Genomic DNA, 3193 nt, shown 5'->3' with positions numbered 1-3193 from the left:
CAGTTTTCCAGCGGAATTGTCGAGGGTTTCAATACCAAAGCAAAACTGATTACGAGAAAAGCCTATGGCTTTCGAACCTTTCATGCTACTGAAATTGCTCTGTATCATACCCTTGGCGAACTACCTGTGCCTAAAACTACCCACGAATTTTTCTGACGAGGCAAAAATTATTGCTCGGCAAAGAATTGATATAGACAAACAGTAATGACAGGATGTGTAGCGTTAGCGCAGAACGAAAGTAAAAATACAAAAGATCGACAAGCTACCGAAGCAAACTCCACAAAAAACAGGCAAGGCGCCTGTGTGCTGCCTTCACAAACTGCTGATAAACGATTTGATGGCCGTATTGACCGCTTCTGGTTCCTCGATTGTCGAAGAATGTCCTGCTCTGGGAATTTTGACCAGACGCGATCCGACGATCCTTGTCTGGATACGCTCGGCTTTGGCTGGTACCGTAGCAACATCTTCTTCACCAACCATAATCAGGGTTGGGGTTGTAATTTTGCTGATTTCATCGTACACACCCTGGCGATCCATCACCCCCTTGACTGCACGCGTGATACCAATACGATTGTTGGCGATCAGACGCTTTCTCCAAGTTTCGCGCTGTGCGACACGGTTAGGGTCAGTAAGAAATGTCTGACCAAACATGATCTGCATGACTGGGGTCGCAACAAATCGAAGCCCAAACCAACGGGCAACAAAATTAAGTCGGCTATAGCGCGGCACATTCTCCGCCGGTTCTGGATCAACCGATGTTCCCAGCAGAGTAAGCGACCGCAAAAGCTCTGGCCGCCGAGCTGCCAGCCGCATCCCGATAAAGCTACCCAATGAAAGCCCCACAAAATGACACGGCGCACAACCCAACGCCTCAATCAATGCAGCAGCATCACGGTAGAGCGTATCCATATCGTAACCGTCTTGCGTGATTTCACTTTGGCCATGACCACGAAAATCAAACGCGATGCAACGATAACGATCCTTGAACGCATCGATCTGCGCCTCAAACATCTGACCACTCCACAACAAACTATGGGCAAACAAGATCGTCTCCGTTCCTGCTCCCTCATCTGTGTAATGTAAGTTCACTCCGTTAATTTGAATTTTTGGCATAGGTGTTGGTAAAAACTAACAAATTTTTTGTTCGTGGTTAAAATATATATTGGAAAGCTGTTTGGCCAAACGCGTTGCCGGGCAATCAAAAACTAATCTTATTCTTTAGGTCAAGGTTACCCCATTATGAGCAGCTTTTGTTTCATTGAATCGCGGCAAGAACCGACAAGTAAGAAGTAACTGACGTTCAAGCTAAGTGATCCCATGCAAAAAAAGTCCGCTTGAACAAGAAGTTCTAGCCTGACTTAGCCTTACTCGTTAGACAATTTCATTCTTCAGTAAAGAAATCAGTGTCAATTCGCTTGATTTCATATGTTGCCTTCACAGACACGCCGAGGTTGTGCTCGATCATATATTCTGACAATTGTGCCCCGTCAATAAGAACTACGCGTGGATCAATCTGGGATACATAATCACGAGCATCTTGTGAAAATTTACCGGTGGTCAGAAAAACACCTTTCCGTGCTCGCTTACCATGCAACGCACCGACGAATTTCTGGATTTCAGGACGCCCGACACTGCCAGTCCAACGTTTGGCCTGAATGTAGATAGCTTCCAACCCAAGGCGATCTTCACTAATTATTCCATCTATGCCTTCGTCTCCCGACCTGCCGATAGCCTTGCCAGCCTCTACGCGATTGCGGCCGTACCCCATTTTGAGTAGCAGCTCTACTACCAGATTCTCGAAAAATGTGGGTGAGCATTGCTTTACCTGTTCAAGGAGCGAACCGGCCAGCTCATCATTGAGGCTTTGATAAGACTGCTCAAGCAGTTCTTCAGGTGTTCCGATAACCTCTGGTGGAGGAACTGCCTCCCGCTCTTCCTTATTTGTTTTTGCAGAGGACCGGAATGTTCTGAATTTCTCGAATTGATTGAGAGACGCGATTGTAATTTTGTTCGGGTTGGTTGCCATAAATGCCTTACCTTCTGGAGTAATTTGAAACTGCCCCCTTTTCGGCGAAACAAGAAGCCCGGCTTGTTCAAGGTATACCTTTGCCCATGCTACTCGGTTGTCAAATCTACGTTGCCTCCCGCTAGGTAAGCGTTCTTCGATTTCTTCTCTAGACAAGGCAAAGACAGAAGCCAAGCGTTCACGAGCATCACCGAGTGTCCATACTTCTTCATCGCTCGCTGAGCTAAGAAGCGGTAGCATGAGTGATTGAAAATCTGGGATTGACATGTCACTTCCTAAAACTCTCTAACCATAATTAGGTTTCCAGAATGAAATAATAACTTACGTCCAGGATGAAACTGAATACGGCATGCTGAAAATTATCTGTTTATATTTTTATCCAATTGCATTAATTTAGCTTCCATCATAACAAACCGTGTTAGATCTACAAAAAACAGGATGGGTAACCCCCAGCTTTTATCCACCTTCTGGGACAATACCTGATTTACTCGCCAGCAGCTAACACAAATAAGCTGATTACTAGCTTGTCAATGCGCTGCTCAGTCGACTCCCGGCAATGATATTTTCAACGTGATCTGACTGCTCCCCCCAGGAGCCATAGACCAAGATCTTGCTCGGCGAACTGAATGGTTGTCTTTTGGGGTGGCAGCCGCTTCGCTAGCTGCATTGGGTATTTGTCGAAACTCAGCCACTTATCTTGGAGACTTTCCGCTGCGGTACCAGTATAAATTTTGGTCAGGTAACAAAGAATAATATGATTGATGATGAGGGGATTGTCCGTAAGAATATAAACCCTTTATTTGTCTGGTCCCCCTTTAACCTGATAAATTTACCTTGAGGATATACGCCGACCACCACCGCCTTGATAAAACACTGCAGCGTTGTTACGATGTCAATAGCCAGAGTCGCTTCGCCTTCTCCGAAAACTGATTACTCAAGCTGCACTCAATAAGGATTTTGTTAGTTTTTACTCTGAGCTAGGGTCTGTTGACGTTTCAAGATAAGTATTTCATAGATATGAACAAACTCGTAATATTGGGGTTCCTATACCACCAACAAAACGAGTTTGCGTTGCCCCGATTGATGCTCAGTGATGAGTTCTGGTCGAAGCTGGAGAAGATTCTGCTTCAAGAAGCGATTTATAACAAGCGCAATCTGCGCATGACG

3 protein-coding genes are annotated in these 3193 nt (G+C 45.5%); 1 reads left to right on the top strand and 2 read right to left on the bottom strand.

Annotated elements, in window-relative coordinates:
• The coding region (locus tag C8R30_RS15445) for a transposase (RefSeq protein ID WP_143068222.1) at positions 1–156 on the top strand (156 nt) is incomplete at its 5' end.
• A 156-nt stretch (positions 157–312) separates the two neighbouring features.
• Here the strand turns inward: C8R30_RS15445 and C8R30_RS15440 are convergent.
• On the bottom strand, positions 313–1113 hold the full coding sequence (locus C8R30_RS15440) for an alpha/beta fold hydrolase (protein ID WP_107790538.1): 801 nt from the start codon (positions 1111–1113) through the stop codon (positions 313–315).
• 268 nt (positions 1114–1381) lie between these two features.
• Positions 1382–2293 (bottom strand): restriction endonuclease, encoded by a 912-nt coding sequence (locus tag C8R30_RS15435; protein WP_090672389.1) that lies wholly within the window; start codon positions 2291–2293, stop codon positions 1382–1384.
• Between the last annotated feature and the right edge of the window lie 900 nt (positions 2294–3193).

Origin of the sequence: Nitrosomonas nitrosa (assembly GCF_003051105.1) — a bacterium.
Lineage (GTDB): Bacteria > Pseudomonadota > Gammaproteobacteria > Burkholderiales > Nitrosomonadaceae > Nitrosomonas > Nitrosomonas nitrosa.
Note: the sequence above shows the minus strand (reverse complement) of the source record. Positions and strands in the feature narration are given on the sequence as shown.

What these genes read in the sequence shown, in the direction of transcription:
- C8R30_RS15440 (WP_107790538.1), bottom strand. Translation starts at nt 1,113, where the DNA reads ATGCCAAAAATTCAAATTAACGGAGTGAACTTACATTACACAGATGAG.
- C8R30_RS15435 (WP_090672389.1), bottom strand. Translation starts at nt 2,293, where the DNA reads ATGTCAATCCCAGATTTTCAATCACTCATGCTACCGCTTCTTAGCTCA.